This window comes from Rhizobium sp. FG113 (assembly GCF_057809895.1).
The window spans coordinates 1,476,792-1,494,797 of the sequence record NZ_JBMDKV010000001.1; the positions used below are offsets into that span (position 1 = coordinate 1,476,792).

The 18,006-nt window shown below is 58.5% G+C and carries 21 protein-coding genes; 11 read left to right on the top strand and 10 right to left on the bottom strand.

The genetic code is table 11. The features are described from left to right. Nucleotides 1–79: 79 nt before the first annotated feature. From ACODTZ_RS06630 to ACODTZ_RS06650, 5 genes are all read left to right on the top strand, one after another. Nucleotides 80–523 carry a pyridoxamine 5'-phosphate oxidase family protein gene (locus ACODTZ_RS06630; RefSeq protein ID WP_489024639.1) on the top strand — a complete coding sequence of 148 codons (444 nt, stop codon included), beginning with the start codon at nucleotides 80–82 and terminating at the stop codon, nucleotides 521–523. 107 nt (nucleotides 524–630) lie between these two features. After that, entirely contained in the window at nucleotides 631–1,311 is a 681-nt protein-coding gene (locus tag ACODTZ_RS06635; RefSeq protein WP_489024640.1) for a hypothetical protein, read from the top strand. 14 nt (nucleotides 1,312–1,325) lie between these two features. Next, nucleotides 1,326–1,508: a hypothetical protein gene (locus ACODTZ_RS06640; protein ID WP_489024641.1), complete on the top strand. Its 183-nt coding sequence runs from the start codon at nucleotides 1,326–1,328 to the stop codon at nucleotides 1,506–1,508. Nucleotides 1,509–1,822: 314 nt separating this feature from the next. Next, entirely contained in the window at nucleotides 1,823–2,503 is a 681-nt protein-coding gene (locus ACODTZ_RS06645; protein ID WP_489024642.1) for a Crp/Fnr family transcriptional regulator, read from the top strand. A gap of 86 nt (nucleotides 2,504–2,589) precedes the next feature. Beyond that, nucleotides 2,590–2,823 carry a DUF6894 family protein gene (locus ACODTZ_RS06650; RefSeq protein WP_489024643.1) on the top strand — a complete coding sequence of 78 codons (234 nt, stop codon included), beginning with the start codon at nucleotides 2,590–2,592 and terminating at the stop codon, nucleotides 2,821–2,823. Between the two features lie 24 nt (nucleotides 2,824–2,847). Here the strand turns inward: ACODTZ_RS06650 and ACODTZ_RS06655 are convergent, their stop codons facing one another. Further along, nucleotides 2,848–3,150, bottom strand: coding sequence for a hypothetical protein (locus ACODTZ_RS06655; RefSeq protein WP_489024644.1), 303 nt, complete (start codon nucleotides 3,148–3,150; stop codon nucleotides 2,848–2,850). A 17-nt stretch (nucleotides 3,151–3,167) separates the two neighbouring features. Then, nucleotides 3,168–3,881 (bottom strand): Crp/Fnr family transcriptional regulator, encoded by a 714-nt coding sequence (locus ACODTZ_RS06660; RefSeq protein WP_489024645.1) that lies wholly within the window; start codon nucleotides 3,879–3,881, stop codon nucleotides 3,168–3,170. A gap of 239 nt (nucleotides 3,882–4,120) precedes the next feature. Here ACODTZ_RS06660 and ACODTZ_RS06665 point away from each other — a divergent pair, with 239 nt between their 5' ends. After that, nucleotides 4,121–4,480, top strand: a complete 360-nt coding sequence (locus ACODTZ_RS06665; protein ID WP_489024647.1) for an oxidoreductase — start codon at nucleotides 4,121–4,123, stop codon at nucleotides 4,478–4,480. A gap of 88 nt (nucleotides 4,481–4,568) precedes the next feature. Here the strand turns inward: ACODTZ_RS06665 and ACODTZ_RS06670 are convergent, their stop codons facing one another. From ACODTZ_RS06670 to ACODTZ_RS06685, 4 genes are all read right to left on the bottom strand, one after another. Beyond that, complete coding sequence (locus tag ACODTZ_RS06670) at nucleotides 4,569–6,689, bottom strand: ATP-binding protein (protein ID WP_489024648.1); 2,121 nt, start codon at nucleotides 6,687–6,689, stop codon at nucleotides 4,569–4,571. Next, nucleotides 6,682–8,172, bottom strand: a complete 1,491-nt coding sequence (locus tag ACODTZ_RS06675; RefSeq protein WP_489024649.1) for an ATPase domain-containing protein — start codon at nucleotides 8,170–8,172, stop codon at nucleotides 6,682–6,684. Before ACODTZ_RS06675 ends, ACODTZ_RS06670 begins: the two co-directional genes overlap by 8 nt. A gap of 262 nt (nucleotides 8,173–8,434) precedes the next feature. After that, nucleotides 8,435–8,674 (bottom strand): DUF982 domain-containing protein, encoded by a 240-nt coding sequence (locus ACODTZ_RS06680; protein WP_489024650.1) that lies wholly within the window; start codon nucleotides 8,672–8,674, stop codon nucleotides 8,435–8,437. Between the two features lie 209 nt (nucleotides 8,675–8,883). Then, nucleotides 8,884–9,171 (bottom strand): PRC-barrel domain-containing protein, encoded by a 288-nt coding sequence (locus ACODTZ_RS06685; protein ID WP_489024651.1) that lies wholly within the window; start codon nucleotides 9,169–9,171, stop codon nucleotides 8,884–8,886. Nucleotides 9,172–9,497: 326 nt separating this feature from the next. Between ACODTZ_RS06685 and ACODTZ_RS06690 the strand changes: the two genes are divergently transcribed. Continuing rightward, nucleotides 9,498–10,361 (top strand): SDR family oxidoreductase, encoded by an 864-nt coding sequence (locus ACODTZ_RS06690; RefSeq protein WP_489024652.1) that lies wholly within the window; start codon nucleotides 9,498–9,500, stop codon nucleotides 10,359–10,361. Between the two features lie 42 nt (nucleotides 10,362–10,403). On the opposite strand, the gene ACODTZ_RS06695 is transcribed toward ACODTZ_RS06690, so the two are convergent. The 4 genes from ACODTZ_RS06695 to ACODTZ_RS06710 all read right to left on the bottom strand — a co-directional run bounded on the left by ACODTZ_RS06695 (nucleotide 10,404) and on the right by ACODTZ_RS06710 (nucleotide 13,982). Further along, entirely contained in the window at nucleotides 10,404–11,639 is a 1,236-nt protein-coding gene (locus tag ACODTZ_RS06695; protein WP_489024654.1) for a DUF763 domain-containing protein, read from the bottom strand. A 198-nt stretch (nucleotides 11,640–11,837) separates the two neighbouring features. Beyond that, a complete protein-coding gene (locus ACODTZ_RS06700) occupies nucleotides 11,838–13,175 on the bottom strand; it encodes a PQQ-dependent sugar dehydrogenase (protein ID WP_489024655.1) in 1,338 nt (445 codons plus the stop codon). A 1-nt stretch (nucleotide 13,176) separates the two neighbouring features. After that, nucleotides 13,177–13,686: a DUF2231 domain-containing protein gene (locus tag ACODTZ_RS06705; RefSeq protein ID WP_489024656.1), complete on the bottom strand. Its 510-nt coding sequence runs from the start codon at nucleotides 13,684–13,686 to the stop codon at nucleotides 13,177–13,179. Between the two features lie 113 nt (nucleotides 13,687–13,799). After that, the gene (locus tag ACODTZ_RS06710) at nucleotides 13,800–13,982 is read right to left on the bottom strand and encodes a hypothetical protein (RefSeq protein ID WP_489024657.1); all 183 of its coding nucleotides are present in this window, start codon (nucleotides 13,980–13,982) and stop codon (nucleotides 13,800–13,802) included. A gap of 154 nt (nucleotides 13,983–14,136) precedes the next feature. On the opposite strand from ACODTZ_RS06710, the gene ACODTZ_RS06715 reads away from it, so the two are divergent. The 4 genes from ACODTZ_RS06715 (at nucleotide 14,137) to ACODTZ_RS06730 (ending at nucleotide 17,996) form a co-directional block, all read left to right on the top strand. Then, nucleotides 14,137–14,496: a response regulator gene (locus tag ACODTZ_RS06715; protein WP_489024658.1), complete on the top strand. Its 360-nt coding sequence runs from the start codon at nucleotides 14,137–14,139 to the stop codon at nucleotides 14,494–14,496. 138 nt (nucleotides 14,497–14,634) lie between these two features. Next, entirely contained in the window at nucleotides 14,635–15,015 is a 381-nt protein-coding gene (locus ACODTZ_RS06720; protein ID WP_489024659.1) for a DUF6180 family protein, read from the top strand. A gap of 95 nt (nucleotides 15,016–15,110) precedes the next feature. Beyond that, entirely contained in the window at nucleotides 15,111–15,332 is a 222-nt protein-coding gene (locus ACODTZ_RS06725) for a hypothetical protein (protein WP_489024660.1), read from the top strand. Nucleotides 15,333–15,638: 306 nt separating this feature from the next. Next, a complete protein-coding gene (locus ACODTZ_RS06730; RefSeq protein ID WP_489024661.1) occupies nucleotides 15,639–17,996 on the top strand; it encodes an Orn/Lys/Arg family decarboxylase in 2,358 nt (785 codons plus the stop codon). Nucleotides 17,997–18,006 lie beyond the last annotated feature (10 nt).

Consider the following 18,006-nt stretch of genomic DNA (forward strand, 5'->3'; position numbering starts at 1 on the left):
CTGCGCAAAAGGTTTGCTGCGTATCGGAACAATCGCGTCTCGTGGACGATATCCCGCACACGAAAACGGGAGATCAGCCATGTCCACGATGACTTTCGAAGACCTCGCATCCAAGATCAGGAAGATCGACTTCTGCATGCTATCGACCCAGAGCGGGTCGGGTAAAATTTCCAGCCGCCCGATGAGCAACAATGGCGACGTGGAGTACGACGGCGATTCCTGGTTCTTCTCTTATGAGGACACTCGCAAGATCAGCGAGATCAACGGCATCGATGATGTCTCTCTTACCTTGACGGAGCCTCCGAGCCTTCTGGGCAAACCGGGCATCTTCATCGCGATCCAAGGGATGGCGTCGATCGTCAAGGATAAGGCATCCTTCGAAGCTCACTGGGTTTCGGGCCTCGACCGCTGGTTCCCTGAGGGCACCCAAACGCCCGGCCTCGTCCTGATAAAGGTGTCGGCGTCATCCGTATATTATTGGGATGGCGAGCAGAATGGGCAGGTGGACATACCGCGCGGGTGAGCCACCCAGACACAGCTCCCTAGAGCTAAACTGAGTCAACTTCCAGCGACACACGGAACATTGGCACCCCATGCGAGTTGCTCGAATATCAATGGATGGAGGAAACCATGGCCAACCTTTACAACGAAAACACAAGCGACGCCTCGCACGGCATCGCAAAAAGCACCCTCACTGCATTCTTTGACACCCGATCCGAAGCAGAAAGTGCTGTCGAGCGTCTCAACGATGCGGGCGTCGCAAATGCCCGCCTCATGGCCGGCTACGAAGCTGATGCCGAGAAAGCCAATGTCGCGGCAGACGATCGCGGCGGTTTCTTTGATGCGCTGAAGGACTGGTTCTTTCCTGACGAGGACCGCTCCATGTATGCGGAAGGCCTTCGCCGGGGTGGCTTCCTGGTATCGGCCTCGGTCGACGATGCGACATGCGAAACAGCCCATGACATTCTGGACGAGCACGGTGCAATCGACATGGACGAGCGCGCTGACCTATGGAGAGAAGAAGGCTGGACAGCGAGCCAAGTCAGGGCGGCCCCGAGCTTTACCGGCGAGCCAGGTCTCAATGAGGCAGAGGCAGCCGCGCAGGCAGCAGGCTTAGGCACCTACGCGCGCAGCACCCATGAAACCTCGCCCCGCGTTCGCACCTACGAACTGGATCAGGAGCTGCCCGACGACATTCGCGACGACGTTTTGCCTACGGGCCATCAACGCGACGTCGCTGAGGGTGAGAAGTCTCCCGAAGAGCGTGAAATGGGCGGGCTCCGGTTGGACCAGCCCATTCCTCGGGTTTGATGAGGGAGTGCGTCATGGACAAGGACAAGAAAGCGCAACGCGAGATCGAGGAAACGGACAGAAAGCCTGCAAAACCTCCGGATCACCCGGCCGCCGGTCCGCATGCACAAGATCATCTCACCGATGAGACAAAGACCCCAGGGACAGGTTCGTTGCCCGAAAAGGACGACGCCAGCGTCTCGCCGGGAAGTGGTTGAAAACTGATGCAGTGTCTGCGGGTCCCTGCCGGCGATCATAGGCGCCGCACTTTGGCGTTTTTTGGAAACACGGTGTGTCCGGCCCAGGTGGCCGGACACACCCACTATTCTATCCCGAGTGTAGCTCAATGAAAGCGAGTAACCGTCGACCTTCACGCGTGACACCAGCGAGCATTTTCCTCCCTTCGACCTTGTCGTCCGAATTGTTCTGACAATTTGATAGTGCGGTGCGTCAGAGCCGTGACGCGCATCGACAGGCGGAGTTGATCGAACGAATGCAAAAAGCACAGATGTCAAACCGGATTCTGCGATCCTTGAGCGACCAGGATTTCTCGCTTCTGGCACCATATCTGGAAGAAGTTGAAATGCCTTCCCGATTTCCAATCGCTCGCCCTGACACCTTGCTTGAGTACGTCTACTTTCCCGATAGCGGTATCGGCGCCGTAATGAGCGTGCTCCCCGACGGGAAGAAGGCGGAGGCCGGTATGTTTGGCAGCGAAGGGTTTGTGCCGACATCAACGGTCATTGGCGACAGGGTGGTGCCATACCTCATAGAAATGCAGGTTGCTGGCCGCGGATATCGTATCGCCGTGGACAGGATGCGCGAGGCGACTGAACAAAGCGCCACGCTTCAAATCCCGTTCATCAAGTTCATGCACGTTTTCGCCGTGCAGGTCTCTTACACCGCGCTCGCCAACGCCAAATTTCGTGTCGAGAAGCGGTTGGCCCGCTGGATACTCATGTGCCACGACCGGGTGAAAGCAGACGTCCTTGAGATCACGCACGAATACATCGCCTTTCTCCTCGGCATCCGTCGACCGAGTGTGACGACAGCGCTTCATATTCTCGAAGGCCATAAACTTATTCGTTCGAACCGCGGAACGATCATCGTCATCAACCGCAGGGGTCTGGAGCGATTTGCGGCCGGTTGTTATGGGCTTCCCGAGCGCGAGTTCGAGCGTTTGCTCGGCGCCGGTATGACAGACGAACTATAGAGCCTTCTCTATGCGGCTGGCGCCTTTGACTTTCTATGGAACCGGTGACAGCCAGCCTTCGTTTCGTCCGCTTATGGAGGACAAAAATGCTTTTCTATTTCAATGTTCGTTCAGACGAAAGTTTCGATGCCGACGACGAAGGGATTGAGCTTCCGTCGCTCGAAGCAGCGAGGTGGGAAGCAACGAAATCCGCGCGCGAGATGGTCGCCGAACTTATTTTGTATGATCAGCGTATCGACGGGATGCGATTTGAGATTACCGACGAAAAGGGAAACGTTCTCAGCACAGTTCCATTCCGAGACGTCATCAAATTTGACTAAGTCCTCACGTGACTGACCGCTTCATCATGCCTGATCAACGGCATCGTCGTCGTTTGGAGGCGGAGCGGCCTCGCGCGCAGCCCGAAGGCGCTCTGTCTTAAGGCGCCGCGCTTCCGCCTCGGCCTTGATTGCAGCCAGCGCGTTCTCCGAGGTTGCTTCACGTCGTCTCTGCCGCTCCTCAGCACTGATGGACTCGCGCCGGCGAAGCTGTGGGCTCTCTGCTTTTTGCATGCGGTTGAGAATATAGAGCGATAAACGGAAGGCAATCGATCGTCCGCCAGCGTACAGAACGGCATAGCACGGGGCGTCAAGCAGCCTCTGCAGCATGCCCGTCCGATCTGCCGCTAGAATTTTCCGATCAGGCGCCGATACTCTTCCTCAGGCCGGCCATATGAATCGCCGGCAAACTCCTCCAACCCACGCCTGTCGCGAATGGTGATGAGACCTCGTTCGGACCGGATGAATTTCTCTCCCTCAAGGACGTGCAGAGCAGTCGTGACACTCGGGCGCCTGACACCGAGCATCAGGGAAATGAAATCATGGGTGAGCGCTATCTCGTCACCATCGACGCGGTCATGTGACATGAGAAGCCATCGGGCGAGCCGTATGTCGATCTGATAGTTGACGTTCGACAGAACCGTGTAGGAAATCTGCGATGCAACCGTCTGGATGAACCTCGCAAGGAGGTTTGCGAAGTTGGGATAGAACGAGATTGCCTCGAGCGTTGCGTCCAACGTCATCCTGTAGCCCCAACCGGCAACCTGCATCAGCACCTCGTGGACACTCACAGTCCCGCCGACGCCCGCCGATGTCGGAGAAAATCCTTCTCGCCCGAACATCCCCGCCTCCGCCTGATTTCCATCCGAAGACACGGTGATAACTGAACCGATACCGCTACACAAAAAATAGACGTAGTCGATGGGCCCGTTCGCGTTGACGATGACGTGACCCTGTCGAAGGTCGATCATTTCCAGACTGCCGAGGATAGCCTGAAATTCTGCATTAGGCAGACGAGCCAGCAGCCGGTTGTGCATGGTTGATTGGTCAGAGGCGAACATGAGACTTCGATGATACCGGATGAGGCATGCGAACATTCCTCACACGCTGAAATATGTCGGCTGTATAACATCCTGCCGTTCTTCATGTTCTTGGGTACGCTGGCAGACATTTCTGCATTAGATCCCATCGCCGGATAGCGTGCGTACCTCGCGCCTAGACAGACTTTGTCCCTCACGCGGGAACTACTACCTCTTCTCCAAGTTGGGTTCGGGTAAGCAATCAAATGGAGGAAATCCCGATGCTCACGAAAATTCTCGCGGTCTCATTTCTGTCGATTGGCTTGGCGACATCCGCCATGGCCCAGTCATCCGGAGGATCGGGAAGTGGGGGTACCGGCTCTGGAGGCTCTGGCGCCTCAAGCGGCACAGGCACCGGCGCAACAAGCGGCACGGACGGTGCCGGCTCGAACAGCGGCAACGGCGGCAGCGGTCAGAACACTGGCAATGGAATGAACAACGACACCAACATGAATGGCCAGAATTCCGGCGCATCCGGCGGCGACGCCAATGACTGCGCAAGACGCAGTGCTGGCGGAACGACCAATCCATCGAGCAACAACAATGCAACCGGCACCGACCCGGCAAATACCTGCAAGTAGTTGAGGCGTTCGGTCGCCCGGCTGGTAATACGGCTACCAGGGCCTGCAGAAGCGGGCCCTGTGGTCTCTGATTATTCGTCTCAAGCAGCTACGCTTGCTCGACCCCATGGGCAGGGTTCACCATCTCATTGATCTTCGATGCAAGCACTTCAACAGCAAAGGGCTTACCGATCATGGCCATGTTGGTCCCCAGGAAGCTTGCCTTGGTGGCGGCGTTTTCCGCGTATCCGGTGACGAAGAGAACCGGCAGATCCGGCCTATGCTGTCGCGCAACGTCGGCAAGCTGCCTGCCGTTCATGCCTGGCAGGCCAACATCCGACACCATAAGATCGATTTTCCCCGTCGCAGTCAGTGCGCGAAGCGCGGCATCGGCGTCCTCGGCCTCAAGAACACGATATGAGAGGTCGGTGAGTACCTCGCAGATCAACAGACGAACAGCGTCGTCGTCTTCGACGACGAGCACGGTCTGGCCGCTGCCCTCCGAAGGGCTTTCGGCATCGCCTTGCTCTTCTTGCGTCTCAGCGCCCAATGCAGCCGGCAGATAAAGCTTGATCGACGTGCCTTGTCCGGGGGAACTGTCAATGCGAACCCGACCGCCCGACTGCTGCGCGAAGCCGTAAATCATTGACAAGCCCAAACCGGTGCCCTGCCCGATCGGCTTTGTCGTGAAAAAAGGATCGAAGACCTTCTCCAGAATTTCCGGGGGCATCCCCACGCCGGTATCTTCTACGGCGATCATCACGTAGTTCCCCGCGTCAAGCCCACCGGCTTCCGATGCCGCGACCCGGCATTGCTCCGCGGTGATCGTAAGACGCCCGCCATCAGGCATGGCGTCGCGCGCGTTGACCGCAAGGTTCAGCAGAGCGCTTTCAAGCTGATTGGCGTCCGCCATGGCATATCCCACGTCAGCCGTGACTTTCAGCTCTATTGCGATGGTTTCAGGAAGGGTTCGTTCCAGGAGTTCCTTCGTAGCGAGGAGCTGAGCGGCCACGTCAAGCGACGTTGCGTCGAGAGTCTGCCGGCGCGAGAAGGCAAGAAGTCTGGCAATGAGCGCGGCGGCCCTGTGTGCCGACTCCGTGGCGGCATCCATGAAGCGCCCAACCTCCTCAACGCGACCGGAAGCGATACGGCGCTTCGCGAGATTGATGCCGCCGATAATGCCGGTGAGCATGTTGTTGAAGTCGTGAGCGATCCCGCCAGTCAACTGGCCGATCGCTTCCATCTTCTGCGCTTGCCGAAGCGCTTCCTCGGCCCTGCTGCGCGCCCCCATTTCCTCCTCGAGTTCCGCGGTGCGCTGCGCGACACGCGCCTCGAGATTTCGGTTTAGATCATCGAGCGCCTCACGCTCGAGACGCAATGCAGCCTCCGACCTAGTCAGTGCTTCCTGTGTCCGCTTGCGTTCACTGATGTCGATGGCCGTGCCGACGAACCGAACGGCCTTGCCGTCAACGAAAATTGTACCGCCTTTCGCCGCGATCCAGCGTTCGACACCGTCTTCTATGCCGATCGTCCGGTAGTCGATCTCATATTCTCCTGAACCGCCGGGCCGCAGCGCATCCTTGACTGCTTGGTCTGACCTCTCGCGGTCATCAGGGTGTAGTCCGGCCAAGAACCCCGCTTCGTAGGAAACCTGCCGATCGGAGAGAATTCCAAACATCGCCCGGCAGCGCTTGTCCCATCTCAGCTCACCGGTCATGAGGTCGAAATCCCATGTGCCGACACCAGCGGCACTGGTGGCAAGGCGTAGCCGGGTTTCGCTCTCGTCCAGTTCCGCCAGGCGGTCACGCATCTGGAACTGCTTGGAGCGCAATCGCATTGCGGACGCGACGGCGCTGAAAAGCGAGGCTCTACCGAGCGGCCGCTCCAGAACCACGCTATTGCTTGCGAGATCAAACAGCGCCAACTGCGACAGACGCCCGTTCGGCGTTCGGCTGGTGCGAGGTGCTGCCAGAAGCACGAAAGGAACATCAGACCACGAAGGCTGAGCGTCCAGCGCCGACTTGAGCTTATCGACATCCCTGACGAGCGCCTCTTCCGTGAGGAGGATCGCGCCAATACTCTCGTCGATCGCTTCGGCTACCTCGGCGACATCGAGACAGACGACGACGTCGTAGTCTTCCTGGCGTAAAAGCGTCGCGACGCTATCGGCATCGCGCCCGAAGGGAGCGCTGACGAGAATTCGGCGACCTTCTCGCAGTCGCTCAGCCATCACGTTCGCGATCTTCCATCAGCGGGGCTCGCGCGCCCATATATTCGGGTGTCCCCGTCAGAATTCCCCTGAACTGCGAAAGCGGCTCGCCAACCCTGATGCCGCCACTGTCAATGCGCAGTTCGCGAATGGTGTCCTCATGCATGCCGCTACGGTTCTTCAACACGGATATTGCTTTTCTGACACGCCCTTCCGCCTCGAAGAAACGAAGCAACACCACGGTATCCGCGATGTAGGATACGTTCAGGTTCGTCGACATGCTTCCAACGAGACCGTTCTGCGGGTTGATGAGAAAAGTAACGACGCCCTTCTGGCTGAGATAGGAAAGCAGTTCGTGCATCTGCAAGATCAGATGCTGCTCCTGCGGCATGGCGGCCATGTAGCCGTTCAGACTGTCGATCACCACCACCCGCGCGCCCCTCGCCTCCACCTCGCTGCGAACGCGGGTCGCGAACTCGCCGGGAGAAATTTCCGCCGGGTCGACCTGCTCGACGACAAGCAGACCACTATCGATATGGGGTTGCAGGTCGAGGCTGAACGCCTTGGCACGGGCAAGCAGCGTTCCGATCCGTTCGTCGAATTCATAAACAATACAGGGCTCGCCGCGCTCACAGGCTGCGAAGAGATATTGCAGGGCGATCGTGGTCTTGCCGCAGCCGGCCGGCCCCGTCAGAAGCGTGCTGGTTCCCCGTCGCGGACCGCCCCCTAAGAGACGGTCCAGCTCTACCACGCCGCTCGCCGTCACTTCTCCGGAAAAATCCGCGTGATGGGCGGCGGCGATCAGGCGCGGATAGATTTCGAGCCCACCTTTCTTAATGGTGAAGTCGTGGTATCCGGCGGTGAAATCGACGCCACGCAGCTTCTGCACCTGCATGCGTCGGCGGGCGGCACCGAAATCCAGCGTCAGGCGTTCGAGGGTAATGACACCGTGGCAGAGACTATGAAGGTGAGCATCCCGCTCTTCGGAGTTGCCGGTCATGTCGTCGATCAGAAGCACGGTCGTATCGCGTCCCGAGAAGAACTGCTTCAATGCGAGAACCTGCCGGCGATAGCGCAGCGGGTCTTGTGCCAACAGACGCATTTCCGAAAGACTGTCGAACACCACTCGTTTCGGCTTGACCCGTTCGACTTCGTTCTGGATCAGCTTGATTGTCTCGGTGAGTTCCATCTCCCATGGATGCAGAATGGACTGTTCGCGTCCTTCGCCGAAAATGTCCGACGCCGAATTGAATTCAAAGACGTCGAACTCCTTTATGTCCCACCCATGTGAGTTCGCGACGGCGGACAACTCCTCCTCCGTTTCCGACAACGTGATATAGAGCGCTCGCTCACCCTGACGGACGCCTTCTCGCAAGAACTGCAGCGCCAGCGTGGTCTTCCCCGAACCTGGCGCTCCTTCAACGAGGTAAAGGCGCCGCGACGGCAGTCCACCCTTCAGGATGATATCAAGGCCTTTGTTTCCGGAAAAAAGAGTTGCTGGCAAGGTGTGTTCCTGGAAGTTCGTCGCCAAGGGGCGTTTGTCTTTGGGAAATATGGAAGAATTGCCGGAAGGCAAGGATAGCCGCACACACCTCGCGTCAGGTTTGAGCTGACGACGATTTAGAGAATGGCTGGCCGCCCGTATGCTCCACGAGTATAACGAGCCGCAGTCGTCCGCCGAATTTCGTACGGTAGCGCACAGATGAACATTTTCAGTTGGAAGGCCGCCAAGCAGCGGCTCCTAATGTACCCGACGAAAATGAATGTCAGTGCACACGCAGCTTGGCCGCTTCCACCGCAGCCAAAAACTTTATTCGAGCGACATCGCCGTCGATGCGGCCTGCTACTGCAGCACGGCACGCGTTTCGAGCCTCGATAAATGACGCGCTGGTGCGCTCTGGCCAGCCATCCGTCAGATGGATCATAGCTTCAAAAGGGCCTGCTACAGTCTCCTGGCTTACCCCATTCACGATGATAACTGGATTTCCCCACTTGGTGATCGGCATGTTTTCCTCCCTGCAGATGCAAAGAAACATCGCTCCCCTCGGAAGGTTCCAGCGCGCGCTGGTTCGGTCATTACCGTACAAACTTTGCCCGACATTGGCAGGCTAAGCTTCGCTTGTGACAGACGACGGTAGCGATCGCACCAAGGCAGGCCACGCGGGGATCAAAAATAGGCCATGAAAAGGCCCGGCATTGAACCGGGCCAGCCTTCTCAATCGCGATGCTCGGGCATCGCCTTTAGCTGATCTTTCGTCCAGCCGGTCACCGCGTGAACATCGCCATCTTCGTCGCGCATCCAGTCGAGGTCCGAAAACGGAACGGCAACCGGCTTCGCACCGATCCCGAGAAAACCGCCGACATCGATAACGACCGAGTTCGTTCCGTGGATGTGATCCACAGAACCGACCTTGTGGTCGTCAGCGCCATAGACGGTCGCTCCTTGAAGATTATCCGCCGTCAGCTCGGCAGCGGAAAGGCGCACGTGATTTGTGTGATCCATCAGCATTCTCCTTAGCTACAAACCCTAACTTCGCCACCGCAGCTTTGTTCCTTACGTCCCTCGGCCCGGTACCTCGTAGGCGAAATCGCAGCTTGGACAGGTGGGATGCTCGCCTGGCGTTTCGTTGCCCGCAGCGAGAAACCGAAAAAACCGCTGCGTTCACCATCCCTGTCGCGTCCGGTTGACACAAGCGCGATCTCCAAATGCAAACTTAGAGTTCGGAGACAGGTTCCATCACGACCAAAGTCGCCGGCGTGAAAATGGTCGTGATGAGGAACTGTTGTCGCTCGCGGAGGTTTGGTTCCCAACAGCGACAGGAGGCAATCATGAGCGATGACCGCAGACCAGCACCGCCCTACCCCGAACAGCACCAACAGCCGCCCGGCAGCACGGCACAGATGCAGCCCATTCCCGACCACGGTGAGCGTTCCTACCGCGGTAACGGAAGGCTCGATGGAAAGGTCGCCCTAATCACGGGGGCGGATTCGGGCATCGGCAAGGCAGTGGCGATCGCGTTTGCCCGTGAGGGTGCCGATATCGTGATTTCCTTCCTCGACGAGACCGATGACGCCGAGGATACGGCAAAGTGGGTCCGCGAAGCAGGTCGGCAGGCGGTCGTCGTCCCAGGCGATATCACGTCGGAAGATCACTGCAAGGATCTCGTCCAGCACACTGTGCGAGAACTTGGCGCCATCGACGTCCTCGTGAACAACGCCGCGTTTCAGCGGACCTATGCCGATATTGCAGACATCACCGCCGAAGAATGGGATCGGACGTTCCGCACCAATATCTACGCGGCCTTCTTCTTGTCGAAGGCCGCCATTCCTTACATGCGCTCAGGCAGTTCGATTATAAACACGACATCAATCCAGTCTCGACAACCGTCGGCACATCTGCTTGCCTACGCGTCAACCAAGGGCGCCGTTTCAAATTTCACCGCTGGGCTAGCGGAAATGGTCGCCGAGAAAGGCATCCGGGTCAACGCCGTGGCGCCAGGGCCGATATGGACGCCGCTCATCCCATCCACGATGCCACCGGAGAAAACCACCAAGTTCGGCGAGCAAACGCTGATCGGCCGCGCAGGTCAGCCGGCAGAATTGGCGGGCGCCTATGTGCTCCTGGCATCTGAGCTAGGGAGCTACATGACCGGCGCGGTCATTCCAGTGACCGGCGGCGAGATCATGATCTAGCATCAAGGGCACTTTGAGAATGACCAGCCAAGATGTGACCGGTCATTCCTCCCAGCCGAACACGCTGCGGCCACCGAAGCTCGCGCTATCTCGAAATTCGCCCGCGATGATCTCCTTGAGATCGGGGCCCGTGACATAGCGCTCAAGCTGCCGCGCCTGAATATCGAGGCGCTGCAAGGCGGCAAGTTCTTCCTCGCGCCCCAGTCGCCCCTTCGCAACGGCTGATCTCATGACGTTGATGGTTTCGTCATAGACCTTCAGCGGCACCGGAAACGGATGCCGGTCCTTGCCGCCATGAGCGATCGAAAATCGCGCCGGATCGGAAAACCGACAGGGGGCGCCGTTGACCACTTCCGCCACCATCGCAAGCGCCCGGACCGTTCGCGCTCCCACGCCTGGGACCATCAGCAACTCCTGGAAGTCGACGGGACCGCGATCCGCCGCTGCCGCCAGGCTGCCATGCAGCCGCTTCATGTTCACATCCGTCTCGCGGACATCGTGATGAGCGGGCATGACCAGGTGTGGCAGCGACAGTTGTGCCGGTTCCGGCGCAGGTACTGCCTCGACTTTGCGGGCGAGCGCGGACGCTTCCCGAACAATTCTATCCGGTCCGAGCGAAGCAAGGATATCCAGTTGTCCGCCGCGAGAACGCTCCGCGCGCTTGTCGGCGAGATTGATGATATCTCCCTGCGTTCGCCCCTCGATCGCGCTGTGCGGAGAATCGATGAAGCTTTCCAGCCCCTCGGACAGCCAATGATACCGTCTCGCCTGGCGGGTCGCGTCGTTCATCCCCTGCTGCACGACAACCCACTTGCCGTCGTCGGCAACGATGAAGCCATGCAGGTAGAGATCAAATCCGTCCTGAACCGCAGCGCTATCGACCTTCGCCACGAGGCGGCTGACATTGGCGAGCCCGGTGCCATCGAGACCCACGCGATGCCCGACATCAACAAGTTCGTCCGGCGTTTTGCGCGAATGGAAGCCGCGGCCACCGCAGACATGGAGCCCAAGCTCCCTGGCCCGCGGTTTCAAACCGCGTTTTAGCGACCCCAGCACACTGGTGGTGATACCGGAAGAGTGCCAGTCCATGCCCATGACGGATCCAAACGACTGGAACCAGAACGGGTGGGATAGTCGGCGCAAGAACTCATCGCGGCCATAGTGGTGGATAATCGCTTCCGCGATAAGAACGCCAAGCTTGGTCATGCGCTCGCCCAGCCATGGGGGAACGCGTCCGCCGTGAAGCGGCAAGTCGGCGCTGCCTGATCGTTTCGACATCTCAACGATGTTTAGGCCCGGCCAGCCAAAAACACAACCGATCGCCCGCAAACTTGCCGTCTTCTGATCTCGAACAACGACCGTTCGATTTTCGGCCTCAGCCAGAAGCAAACGCCGAGAACAGTCAGCGAATTGCTGGCCTCTGTCGCAATGCGTCGCCGCGCAATCGCCGGCTTCTCACCGGCCGATCGTATCGGTTCACTGCGCGGTCACCCGCCAGATCGTGTTGCCGACGTCATCGGCGACCAATAACGCCCCCTTACCGTCGACGCCAATGCCGACGGGCCGGCCTCGCGCCTGGTTTTGATCGCTAAGGAAGCCGGTCACCACATCCTGCGGCGAGCCATCAGGCTTGCCATCCTTGAATGGCACGAATACGACCTTGTAGCCGTTGAAGGCGTGCCTGTTCCAACTGCCGTGCTCGCCAATGAAAGCGCCGCCGCGATAGGCCTCGGGCAGATTGTTGGCGGTATAGAATGCCATGCCGAGCGGGGCGACGTGCGAGCTCAACGCATAGTCGGGGACGATCGCCTTTGCGACCAGATCCGGACGCTGCGGCATCACGCGCGGATCGACATTCTGCCCGTAATAGCTATATGGCCAGCCATAAAAGCCGCCATCCTTTACCGAGGTCATGTAGTCTGGCACGAGGTTCGGGCCGAGCTCGTCTCTTTCATTCACGACGGTCCAGAGCGCTTTCGTCTGCGGCTCCAGGCTCAATCCGTTAGGATTGCGCAGGCCGGCAGCAAAAATCCGGTGGCGGCCCGATTGACGGTCGACCTCCCAGATCGCGGCTCGGTTCTTCTCCGCTTCGATGCCGTTTTCCGTGATGTTGCTGTTGGAGCCTACGCCGACATAAAGCAGGCTGCCGTCGCCGCTCGCCACGAGGCTCTTCGTCCAGTGATGGTCGATCGGGCCGCCCGGCAGCTCGGTCAGAACCGTGCCGGGGTCGCTTATCTTGGTATCGCCCTCGTGGTAGGGATAACGGATAATTGCGTCAGTGTTGGCGACATAGAGATCGCCTCCGACCAGCGTCACGCCGAAAGGTGAATTCAGATGATCGAGAAATACCTCCCGCGTCTCAGCCACACCATCTCCATCGGCGTCGCGAAGTAACATAATACGGTTGCTGGGCTCGCCTCCGCTACCTCCGCTGCCCGTCGCGAAGGACTGTACCCATCCCACGATAAGATCCTTGGGGCGCGTAATGGGCTCGCCTTTCGGCGCCGTGGATTCGATGGCGAGAATGTCGCCGTTTGGAAGCGTATAGACGGAACGAGGATGTGAAAGCCCGGTGGCCAGAGCTTGGACCTTTAGCCCTGCCGCCACCTTCGGCGTCTCGCCATCTTTCCAGCCGACCACCTTCGCGACGTTCATCGGCGGCACGAAATATTCGGCCTGGGCCGGAAGTTTCGGGCTAGGCCCGATCTCCGTCGGCTCCGGCTCATTGTCACTGCACCCGGCTAGCGCCAATAGTCCGGCGCTTGCGAACAGGCCGGCGGTGAATATGCGATATCGCTGAGACAGAAACGTCATTTTACCATCCTCCCGCAGCGAGGCGTCGAACGCGCGCGCCCAGCACTGCAACGATCAGCACCAGCAAGACAGTCACCACAGAGAGAGCCAATCCCAGCGGCATCACCGATGTCCAGGCGTCACGGCTATGAACGAAGGAGTTGAAGATAGCGAGGCCAAACACGATGAGATTCCCGACAACATAGAGCCAACCCGCCGCAGTCCTCAGCGCAAGAAGACCCCGCGCCGCATCGATCAGCCCGGCCAGCAATCCGACGGCACCAAGCACAGCCCCGGCAAGCAGGAGCCACGCGGAGAAGTTGGTCCACATCATCTGCATCGTTCGCCAATAGGCGATATCGGTGAGAAGCGCACCGATGAAACAAGCAGCGGCGAAATGTAGGGGGATTGAGCGGAAGGAAGATTTGAATGCCCGCAGCGCGGGCGCAGAGACGGCATAGGTCATGGGCATTTTCCAAAGAAACCGGCAACTTGTGAGAAAACTGACAATCTTACTGATTGTTCCCGCCATGGCTGCATTCGCAAAGCTTGAGAGCCTGGCGCCGTTATCCAATCGCCAGTTTAGTCGTTGACGAGATCATGCGGGACCGCGTTTGACGCTTCATGTGAATGTCGCGCGCAGGATTACAGTTGCCTCTCTTGTTGTTGTGCCTGGATCCGCGCCGCCCGCAGCCGCGCGGTCTTGGCATCCCTGCGCCTACATTCTTCAGTGATCGTCTCGCGCGCAATTTCATCCGTCCGGACGCGCGCTTCGATCTTCTGAGCGAGATTCGAAGTTGCCCGGCGTTTCACCGTGGTATCTGTCATAGGTTTTTTCTCCAGTTCGGGCGGAGAACGCGCGAGACCACGAGATGTTACCGTCTGATAGCGTACGAAACAGCGCAACGGCCCTCGACACGATAAAGTGCTGTTGTCCGAACGGAGATCTCGGTCGACGTATTGATTGGAGGGAGCCGCAGCAATGAAACTTGGAAACGTACTCGTTCTCGAAAACGAGCCGTTCATTGCGCTCGACATGGAAGACATGCTTAGAGGCTACGGCGCATCTTCCGTCACTTCTTTTGACACCCAATCAGAGGCGTTGATATGGCTCGAGTCCAACAAGCCTCATGTCGCAGTTGTAGATCCAAGACTGAATGACGGCCTCTGCGTCGATGTCGTAGCAGCACTAGCTGACGCGAACGTACCCTTCGTCGTGTATTCCGGCGCCGAGGTCGATGACGATGCAAAGCACGCATTCGAAAAGGGTCTGTGGCTTGGAAAGCCTGCTATTCCGGAAATGCTCAAGGAAACGTTGGCTCGCTTACTCGCCGCGGACTGAAAGTGGAGGCGAGCAAATGCTCCATTCTGAACAACCCTTCGAGCTGGAGCGGGTGGTTAGCGCACACCCAGCTCTTCCCTTTCGTCGACCGAGCGCCAATTCCCTGCCGGCATCCAGCCTTTCAGCGGAGACGTTTCAATGAAGTATTCTGCCCTGCTGCTCACCGCAGCGAGCGTGTTTGGCTTTACAGTTCCTGTTCTTGCGCAAGATAGCGATTTCAATCTGACCTATCATGTAGAGCGCACACCGAAGGCAAAGTTGAGCATCGAGACCTGCGGGTCCACGATCGAGAAAACGGCGAAACAATCGGGTCTCGCATCCGACGTACAGACCTTCCCGGGGCAGCTCGTCGTCGTTCGAGGCGGTGATGAAGGTCGCGGCGCTTTCATCGCACAGTGCATCGAGGTTGAGAGCACGACTGTCAGCGTCGTCCAGGGGATCGATTATCAGGGACCGAAAGCCGCACTCGGTGAGTTTGCAGACCAGGCAAACGCCGCTGTCAAAGCCGCCGCGGAATAACCTGCGGTTCATCCTCGTTGTGGGTGGCGAAGACGAGGAATGGTCATATTTCAATTTGCTGATATCTTAGCCTCATTGTGTGGGGAGTAGACGTAATGAAGAGTTTGGTTCCAGACGCATTTTACTGGGCACGGTCCGACAAACACACCGATGGCCGGACGACAATCGTGCAAGTGTCAACGATTTTCGGTGAGGATCCGGACTTCTGGACCTTGGCCGTCATCGGCTCCGACCAACATCACATGATCAGTGATTTCGAGCTCATTGCGCTCGTTGAACCGCTGGATGGCTATTCGCTGCGTCACGCGGCGGAGTAACTTCAGCCGAACGCTTGGTGGTGCAGGTAAAAGAAAGCCCTCGCAGGAGAACGAGGGCTCGAATTTTATCCGTCCAAAGGGGATGACGGTACACGCACGCTTGTTTTGTGCATGCGATTATATTTGAAACTGCTTAATAAAATGAAAGTTCCAAAGACGCCGACGATCGCTACGGGAACGTAGGGGGCGGCAGAGGTGGTGCTGAAGCAATTCTTTCCCGCCCTCCTTGATGGACTTCTCGCCATCGTCACAGCACCGTCATAAAATCAGGCGACATCTTGCGTTCGATTAATCTTGGATGCTGGCATGGATTATTTCAGACGCTTTAACTTCCTGTTCGCAACACCCTCTTTCGACAGCGAGGATCTGGAGGGCGTTCGTTACAATCAGATCATCCAGGAGATAGAGCGGTCCGGGTTTGAAGTGGTACGTGCCCGCAATCTGGATGACGCCGAGATCGTTGTTCAAACCGACGCCGCCATCGGCTGCATGATGGTCGACTGGGGCAAGAAGGGTCTCGAGGGCAAAACCTCTCACCTCATAAACCTGATGCGTCGCCGCGGACTGGATTTCCCGATCATCCTGCTCATCCGCGGCAAACGTTTCGAAGATGTGCCAGTCGAGGTGCTCGACTTCATCGACGGCTATGTTTTCTTGTCAGAGGAAACGCCTGCTTTCATCGCGAAGAACCTTATCAGCCGTCTGAAGCAATACGCCGAAACGCTGAAAACCCCGTTCTTCGGTGCGCTCGTCGACTATGCCGAAGAAGGCAACCATCTCTGGACCTGCCCCGGCCATAATGGCGGCGTGTTCTACAGCCGCAGCCCGATCGGCCGCGTGTTCATGGAGCACCTCGGCGAAGCTGTATTCCGCGACGACCTCGATAATTCCGTGCTCGACCTTGGTGACCTCCTGACCCATGAGGGGCCGGCGCTGGCGGCGCAGAAGGAAGCGGCGAAAATCTTCGGCGCAGAGAAGACCTATTTCGTGCTGAACGGAACATCCACGTCAAACAAGGTCGCGCTTTCCGCCCTTGTCACGGATGGCGACCTTGTCCTGTTCGATCGGAACAACCATAAAGCCGCTCACCATGGCGCGCTGATGATATCGGGCGGCATTCCCATCTACCTGCCGACCAAGCGCAATGCGCACGGTCTCATTGGCCCAATCGACTATGCGGCATTGGACGAGACGGCGATGCGCGAGCGCATTCGCACCAATCCCCTCGTCAAAGATCCTGAAGCCTGGCAGAAACCGCGGCCATTCCGCGTCGCCGTCGTCGAGCAATGCACCTATGACGGCACGATCCACAATGCAGAGATGATCCTCAAGTCGATCGGCCATCTCTGCGACTACATCCTGTTCGACGAGGCCTGGGCCGGGTTCATGAAGTTCCACCCGCTTTATGCTGGTCGTTTCGCCATGGGGCTTGCCGATCTCGGCCCGGACTCTCCCGGCATCATCGCCACCCAATCCACCCACAAACAGCTTGCCAGCTTTTCCCAGGCGTCGCAGATCCACATGAAGGATCGCCATATTGAAGGGCAAAAGCGGCGCGTGGAGCATCGGCGTTTCAACGAAAGCTTCATGCAGCACGCCTCCACCTCGCCTTTCTACCCCTTGTTCGCCTCGCTTGATGTCGGCGCGCAGATGATGAAGGGCCGTTCCGGCGAAGTGCTGTGGGACGATACGATCCGCCTGGGGATCGAACTCAGAAAGAAAATGCGCGCCGTGCGCCGGGAATTCGAGGACAAGGAGCCACGTGCGGAACGTCGATGGTTTTTTGAGCCATTCGTTCCTGATCGCGTCTCGATCCCGGATGTTGCAAGCCCCGGCGCCTCGCACGATGTGCCATGGGAGAGCATTGCCACCGACCAGCTGGCGACAAACCCGGCTTTCTGGCACCTCACCCCCGGTGCATCCTGGCATGGTTTCAGTGGCATGGAGCAGGGGTTTGCCATGACGGACCCCAACAAGTTGACGGTGCTGACACCAGGCTTCGACCGCAAGACAGGTCTTTACGCCGAACACGGCATTCCAGCCCCGATCGTGGCGCAGTATCTTCGTGAGAACCGCATCGTTGCCGAGAAGAACGACCTCAACTCCTTGCTCTTCCTGCTGACACCAGGCGTCGAGGCAAGCAAGGCAGGCACCCTGATCAGTGGGCTCGTCGCCTTCAAGAAGCTGCATGACGACAATGCGTTGCTGGAAGAAGTGATCCCGGAATTCTACCGCCGGCGTCCGGGCCGCTACGCCGGGGTGCGCTTGCGCGATCTTTGCGGCGATCTGCACCGCTTCTTCCGCGATGCCAATGTCAGCGCCCTCCAGGCGAAGCAGTTTTCCGCCGCTCACCTTCCGCCAATGGCCATGTCGCCGCACGACGCTGCGCGCAGCCTGGTGCGCAATGACGTCGACTACCTGCCGATCGACGAGATCGCCGGGCGCATTGCGACCACCCCGTTCGTGGTCTATCCGCCGGGGATCGCAACGATCGTGCCAGGCGAGCGCCTGACCGACGCGGCAAAGCCGATGATCGACTATCTCAAGATGTTCGAATCCTGCTTCAACACCTTCCCGGGGTTTGATGTCGAAATCCAAGGTGTCTACCGCGAGACCGATGCATCGGGCCGAGTTCGGCTCTACACCTATGTGGTCGCAGAATAATTGCCCACGC